8 protein-coding genes are annotated in these 6,225 nt (G+C 47.0%); 5 read left to right on the top strand and 3 right to left on the bottom strand.

Translation table 11 applies throughout. The features are described 5' to 3' along the window. Nucleotides 1-129: 129 nt before the first annotated feature. The 3 genes from JW984_13050 to JW984_13040 all read right to left on the bottom strand — a co-directional run bounded on the left by JW984_13050 (nucleotide 130) and on the right by JW984_13040 (nucleotide 1,674). On the bottom strand, nucleotides 130-336 hold the full coding sequence (locus JW984_13050) for a hypothetical protein (protein MBN1574117.1): 207 nt from the start codon (nucleotides 334-336) through the stop codon (nucleotides 130-132). A gap of 94 nt (nucleotides 337-430) precedes the next feature. Next, nucleotides 431-790: a hypothetical protein gene (locus JW984_13045; protein MBN1574116.1), complete on the bottom strand. Its 360-nt coding sequence runs from the start codon at nucleotides 788-790 to the stop codon at nucleotides 431-433. Nucleotides 791-954: 164 nt separating this feature from the next. Next, nucleotides 955-1,674 carry a SurA N-terminal domain-containing protein gene (locus JW984_13040; GenBank protein MBN1574115.1) on the bottom strand — a complete coding sequence of 240 codons (720 nt, stop codon included), beginning with the start codon at nucleotides 1,672-1,674 and terminating at the stop codon, nucleotides 955-957. A 304-nt stretch (nucleotides 1,675-1,978) separates the two neighbouring features. Here JW984_13040 and JW984_13035 point away from each other — a divergent pair, with 304 nt between their 5' ends. From JW984_13035 to JW984_13015, 5 genes are all read left to right on the top strand, one after another. Next, nucleotides 1,979-3,019 (top strand): rod shape-determining protein, encoded by a 1,041-nt coding sequence (locus JW984_13035; protein MBN1574114.1) that lies wholly within the window; start codon nucleotides 1,979-1,981, stop codon nucleotides 3,017-3,019. Between the two features lie 96 nt (nucleotides 3,020-3,115). Beyond that, nucleotides 3,116-3,934 carry a hypothetical protein gene (locus tag JW984_13030; protein ID MBN1574113.1) on the top strand — a complete coding sequence of 273 codons (819 nt, stop codon included), beginning with the start codon at nucleotides 3,116-3,118 and terminating at the stop codon, nucleotides 3,932-3,934. 53 nt (nucleotides 3,935-3,987) lie between these two features. Continuing rightward, nucleotides 3,988-4,791 (top strand): site-specific DNA-methyltransferase, encoded by an 804-nt coding sequence (locus JW984_13025; protein MBN1574112.1) that lies wholly within the window; start codon nucleotides 3,988-3,990, stop codon nucleotides 4,789-4,791. Then, nucleotides 4,784-5,632, top strand: a complete 849-nt coding sequence (mreC, locus tag JW984_13020) for a rod shape-determining protein MreC (GenBank protein ID MBN1574111.1) — start codon at nucleotides 4,784-4,786, stop codon at nucleotides 5,630-5,632. The genes JW984_13025 and mreC overlap by 8 nt, the downstream gene beginning before the upstream one ends. Beyond that, a complete protein-coding gene (locus JW984_13015) occupies nucleotides 5,625-6,197 on the top strand; it encodes a hypothetical protein (protein ID MBN1574110.1) in 573 nt (190 codons plus the stop codon). Before mreC ends, JW984_13015 begins: the two co-directional genes overlap by 8 nt. The last annotated feature ends 28 nt before the right edge of the window (nucleotides 6,198-6,225 follow it).

The following is a 6,225-nucleotide window of genomic DNA, read 5'->3' as shown; positions in this document are numbered from 1 at the left end:
CCTCAAAACTTGCCCGACCCCACAATAAAACTTGCCCGACCCCCGTTACTAAAATTGATCGGCCCTCCTTATGCTTAATATGATGTTTTTAATATGATGCTTGATTATTCCGATGGCTTTAAATTTCGGCTACCCCTTTTCCACGACGAAGTCCCCTGAGCTCGGATCGAAGGTAAGGATATATTTTTTATCGTTGTTTCTGTCCTTAAACTCGGTCTTGTTGTCCGTATTGGTCTTTGCCTCGTTAAGGATCATTTTCAGGTAATCTTTTTTTTCGTCGGAGTCATGGAAGAACTTCAGTTCTTCAATGCCTTCCGGGTCTCCGTTGAGCTTCATCTCATATCCTGATTGAATTATTCTATATTATTAAATATCATAGTCCAAGCGTGTATGTCAATAGTAATTAGAGTATATGGTGGAAGTTTCTGGGTCACTGATTATGTTTATCGGCCCTAATGAGGGAGAAGAGTATGATGATTGCAAAAAGGAGAGAGATAGAGGTCGCGATTAGGGGTATTGAGACTCCTATTTTTGCCATTTGATATATATTTAGGCTTAAAATCACCAGCGAGGCTATGAGGGCGACGTACTTGAAGGGCTTTATCCTGAAGTAGATGGGCACAGCCGACAGCGCGGGGATCAAAAAGAGGGCCAGAAGAAGGCAGTCCCCGGCGCTTCCGGTCCATTTCAGAAGGAGCCCGGATATCTCCTGGAGCGATGCAAAGAGGAGGAGAATCAGGGCCAGGGCCCGGAACGTCTCTTTTAATTTGCCGCCGTGTTTGGATTTCACTTAAGAGTTTCCCTTCAAAATATTTAAAACCTCAATTGGACAAAAAAGTCTTTTTTGAAGACCAGTTTGGCTTGAGCCGACAACAGTCTTAGTATGGTTTTGTCTCCCGGCGGACCTGGTTTTATCGGCCGAAGTCAATCTTTCGGAGCCTTGAAGAGGGGAACTCAATCGAGATAGTCTTTATTGTATTCTATATCCGCCTTGGATCTGAGCTCTTTGATGAAGTTGTTGTATTCCTCGATCCTCTTTACCATGAGGGCGTTCGCTTTTAAAAGCTCTTTCTCGTCCGGGGAAAGCTCGTTGTACTCCTCGGGCGTTATCCCCTGAAATGTCTTCGCAATAACTATTACGTCTTCTTCGGAAGCCTTTGCCGAGTTCTTGATGAGACCCGAGAACTTCTGGATCATAATATCATTTCTTATGATCGCCTCGAAGCCGGCCTCTGTAAGTTTATTGTATTTAAGGACTTCTTTGTAGGTATCGTAGTCGAATTCCCCGTCTTTTAGAAAATAGGGAATGCTCTTTATAGCGTCCCGAACCTCCTCGTCGGTCACCGGGATGTTGAGCTTCTTTGCCTCCTCGATTTCGAGGATTTTATCGATCTGGTCATCCAGGATCGATTTTCTGATGCCGAGTTTCTTTATGTCTTCTTCCTCCAGATCCTCGCCGTACTTTTCCTTTATTGCCTTGAGTTGATTTTCAAAGGCCGTTTGAAATTCGGCGTGGGTGATTATCGTTTTTCCGACCCTGGCGGCGAAACGGCTCTGATCTTCGTTTCTGAATGAGGTGAGAATCCCAAAGCCGATGATGAAGCTCAACGCCACCGCCAAGAGGAGCGCCTTCAGCCACCAGGAGCTCGCGCTCTTTCTCATTATGTCCAGCATCTATTTCCCCCTGAATGTAGTCTTACACAATAGGATTCTATTATCAGAGAGAGATGAAAAATGCAAGATAAATTTGTTTTTAATCCTGTTTCAAGGTAAATATCGGGGGCAATGGTCGCTTTGGAATTTAAGTCAAAAGATTTTCCTTGATTATATTACATTTTATCGCTATAATCCCTATGGGTTTTTTATAGGCAGGACTTGGCAAAATCAACATGGATTTTCATCTTGAAGGGATGGAGGCTTTAACCTTGGCGGACTAATGGGCTTTTGGGATTTGAACCACATGTTTCAGGAGTGATTGATGATACTGAATTCACTTGTAGATATAGTTTCCAACGACCTCTCCATTGACCTGGGCACAACCAACACTCTGGTCTATTTGAAGGGTAAGGGGATAGTGGCGGACGAGCCCTCCGTGGTTGCGATAAAGGAGGGTCCGAGAGGCGAGAGGAAGATAATAGCGGTTGGCAAAGAGGCGAAGTTGATGCTCGGCCGCACTCCGGAGGAGATCGTAGCCATACGGCCCTTGAAGGACGGGGTCATCGCAGATTTCGAGATTACGGAGCACATGTTGAAGCACTTCATCAAGAGGGCGTCTCCGCGGCGCTCTTTAATTAGGCCGAAGATAATAATCGCCGTGCCGTCCGGTATTACTCCGGTGGAGAGACGGGCGGTTATAGAGTCAGCCAGCACGGCCGGCGCTAGGGAGGTCTACCTGATCGACGAGCCGATTGCGGCGGCGATAGGTGTGGGGCTTCCGATCTCCGAGCCCTCGGGAAACATGATTGTTGACATCGGCGGCGGGACGACGGAGGTGGCCGTAATCTCGATGAACGGGATAGTCTATTCGGAGTCGGTCAAGGTGGGCGGCAACAAGATGGACGAGGCGATAGTCCAGTATTTGAAGAGGAAATACAACTTTCTCATAGGGGAGAGCTCCGCTGAGAAGTTGAAGATGGAGCTGGGAACGGCTCTTGTGGAGGGGGAGAACAGGACGGTCGATATAAAGGGGCGGGACCTGGTGTCGGGGATTCCTAAGGTACAGAGTGTGAGCGCCGTGGAGGTAAACGAGGCGCTCTCGATACCGATGGATATGATCGTCGAGACCGTGCTGCGGGCCCTGGAAAACACCCCCCCTGAGCTCTCGTCCGACTTCGTGGACAAGGGGATAGTTATCTCCGGAGGCGGGGCTTTGATCAAGAATATAGACAGGCTCCTCAAGAAGGAGACCAAGCTTCCGATAATCATTGCGGAAAATCCATTGTCGGTCGTGGTCCTCGGCTGCGGCAGAACGCTGGACGACCAGGACCTCTTGAAGCAGGTCGCCGTTTTGGGTAGATGAGGGAGAGAGTTTATTAGTTTAGGGAATATATAATTACGGTTTTTTTTGTAGTATCATTAAAGATGTAAGATATAAGTTTCAAGGACCTTTTCAAAAATGAGTGAAGAATATGGAACTCATGCTGAATACATTTCTTGGGTTTTGGAAGATGCAAAAAAACGCCAGGCAGAAATTGAAAGTTATTTGAAAAAGGCCTTTTCATCTTATATCGAAATACGTTCGGCTGAAGTTATTATATTTTCTGATATTTCCGCCCTCGATCTTGCTGATATAATAAACGATTATCCACTGCTTTTAAAGCCCCTGACGGTAATATGCAATATCGCCGGGAGATCGATTGAGAGAGACCTGCAAATAAAAAATGTAAATACATATAATCCAAAACTCAGCAAGCAGGAAGCGACCGCAATAGCAGGTTATATAAAACCCTTTCTGCCGAGCTATTTGGAGCTATCAACACTTTCGAATATAGACAGGACGGAATTTGTAGACAAAGAGATTAGAAAAATAAAGGGAAGGTGGGAAAAAAGGATCGTAAGTTCGTTAAATAGATTAAGTCCTTTAAGATTTAAGAAGAGGCAGTTTACAGCAGAGAATGAGAAATATGAAATTGACGCAGCATGTCCCGAAGAGGGCGCAATCAAGTACAGCATAGATATAAAAAGGATTGAAGCAAGAAGGGATATTCATAAGCGGATTGATGAAATCATCAACAAATCGAATAAATTGAAAAGCGCATTTCCTCAAGCAAAATTCGCGGCAATTATATATTACCCCTTCATAGAAGAACAGATAAATATTCACAACAGGCTCTCTTCGGAAAATATCGATGTCATCTGTTTTGCCTCTGATTCAAAGGACTCCATTTTCAACGCGGTTAAGATGGTCCTTTCAAGTTTGGGAGTAATCCGGTGAACTCTGCCGTCAAGAAAACCTACCATAAACTGATATTAGGTGATGCGAGAGATATGTCCTTCATCGAGAATGAATCAGTACATCTCGTGGTGACCTCGCCGCCGTATTGGACGCTGAAAAGATACAACGAAAACCCGGATCAGATGGGACACATTGAGGAATACGAGACTTTTTTAGACGAGTTGTCAAAGGTCTGGGAGGATTGCTACAGGGTCCTTGTCCCGGGGGGGAGACTGGTTTGTGTCGTTGGTGATGTCTGTTTGTCGAGGCGCGCCTTCGGGCGTCATGTGGTTGTGCCTCTTCATTCGGATATCTCCGTAATCTGCAGAAAGATCGGATTTGATAACCTGAATCCAATTATATGGCATAAAATATCAAACGCCTCTTTCGAGGCAAATAACGGCACGAAATTTTTAGGTAAGCCTTATGAGCCTAACGCAATCATAAAGAATGACATAGAGTTTATTTTAATGCAGAGAAAGCCCGGGGGATACCGAAAACCCACAGACAGACAACGGAAAGAGAGCAAAATATCGAAGGAGGATTTTCATCAGTGGTTTCGCCAGTTCTGGAACATACCGGGGGAGTCGACAAGAAAGCATCCGGCGCCTTTTCCCGTGGAGCTTGCTTATCGAGTTGTAAGGATGTTCTCTTTTGTGGAAGATACAATCCTCGATCCCTTTTGCGGCTCCGGTACTTCCATGTTGGCCGCCATGAAAGCCGGAAGGAACAGCGTCGGCATAGAAATCGATCCCGATTATATTATGGTTGCCAATAAACGTCTTAAAATAGAGAAGGACGGCCTTTTTATGCAGTCTGAACTGGAAATAGTGGGGCTTAAACAGAGCAATGTATAAATTTCTTCGGCGGCACAGGGTAGCGCTGATCTGCATCGCACTCCTTATTGCATCGTTTTTTGTCTTTATCGCCTTCGGTCACAACACATCCCACGCCGGCAAATCGAGGGGTCTGTTTCTCGAGATAACCTCGCCGGTATTTGAACTGATAGGTTCCTTCTTTCACAAGGTCGGTTCCGTCTGGGATCACTATATCCATTTGAAAGACTTAAAGGAGGAAAACGAGGAGCTGAAAAAACACCTCGAGCGTATCTCCTCCAAGTACGACAACCTGAAGACCCTATACATCGAGACCGAGAAGAATAACCGAAGACTCGAGGAGATGCTCGGATTCACGATGATTGCGCCCTATACGCTGCTGCCCGCAAGGGTAATCGGAAGCGACCCGGCCCCCTATTCCAGCGCGATAATAATCGACAAGGGGAAAGAGAACGGCGTTGTCAGGGACCTTCCGGTGATGTCCGTAAGCGGGATAGTGGGGATCGTCCTTAACGTCTCCGACAAATCATCCACCGTCATGCTCCTTAACGACAGGAGGAGCCGAATAGCCGTGACCCTTCAGGATGACCGCACCAGGGGTGTGCTGGAGGGCTACGCGGACGGGACTATTCACCTATCGTTTGTGGACAGAAAGAACGTAGTAGAGCCGGGCGATGTGGTAGTCACATCCGGGATGGAAAATATATTCCCCAAGGGGCTTCTGGTGGGAAGGATAGCGGAGGCGAAGAGGCCCAAGTACGGCCTCTTTCAGGATATTGTGGTGGCGCCTAAAGTGGATCTCAAGAGCGTCGAGGAGGTCTTGATTATCATTAGGTCGAAAATAGAAACCCCAGATGAATAAAGCGGATAAATATGTCAGGATGAGCAGGGGGAGAAGGATAGTAGGCTTTATCCTCTTTATCCCCCTCGGCTTTTTAGCCGTTGTAGTTCAGGGGGTAGTCCCGGAACTCTTCGGGATCAGGGTGGAGTGGTTCTTCATCTTCATCATCTACGTGGGAATCTACAAGTCTCCGGGCTTATGCTTTCTCATAACGGCGGTTCTGGGGCTCCTCTTCGACCTTTCTTCCAGCGCCCCGACAGGCCAGGGTTTTTTCTGCGCCTTCTACGCAATGGGGGCGGCGAGAGTGATCTCGAGTCTCATCTATGCGGATAGACCCTTGATTATGTTTCTGACGACGGCCGCGATTACGTTAAGCCTGAACGCGATCCTTGTCACGGTCTTTCTTCTGAGCCGATTCGCGGCGGGGGAGATCGACTTATTACTTCGCCATATCGTTTTCTCTTCGCTCCTTACAGCGGCCGTGTCGGTCCCCCTCTTTTTAATAATCAAGTTTATCGATCCGGAGCGGGGGGGCTACTATTTTACCAGGTTCATGCGGGAGGAGGAGGAGATCCCGCTTATATGAACTTTTGCCGGGAACATTTGTCGGGTTT

Source organism: Candidatus Zymogenus saltonus, from assembly GCA_016929395.1.
Lineage (GTDB): Bacteria > Desulfobacterota > Zymogenia > Zymogenales > Zymogenaceae > Zymogenus > Zymogenus saltonus.
This window is presented reverse-complemented; position numbering and strand designations above follow the sequence as displayed.

Excerpts from the sequence above, each read along its gene's own strand:
- JW984_13030 (MBN1574113.1), top strand. The coding sequence starts at position 3,116 with ATGAGTGAAGAATATGGAACTCATGCTGAATACATTTCTTGGGTTTTG.
- JW984_13050 (MBN1574117.1), bottom strand. The coding sequence starts at position 336 with ATGAAGCTCAACGGAGACCCGGAAGGCATTGAAGAACTGAAGTTCTTC.
- JW984_13025 (MBN1574112.1), top strand. The coding sequence starts at position 3,988 with ATGTCCTTCATCGAGAATGAATCAGTACATCTCGTGGTGACCTCGCCG.
- mreC (MBN1574111.1), top strand. The coding sequence starts at position 4,784 with ATGTATAAATTTCTTCGGCGGCACAGGGTAGCGCTGATCTGCATCGCA.
- JW984_13040 (MBN1574115.1), bottom strand. The coding sequence starts at position 1,674 with ATGCTGGACATAATGAGAAAGAGCGCGAGCTCCTGGTGGCTGAAGGCG.
- JW984_13035 (MBN1574114.1), top strand. The coding sequence starts at position 1,979 with ATGATACTGAATTCACTTGTAGATATAGTTTCCAACGACCTCTCCATT.
- JW984_13015 (MBN1574110.1), top strand. The coding sequence starts at position 5,625 with ATGAATAAAGCGGATAAATATGTCAGGATGAGCAGGGGGAGAAGGATA.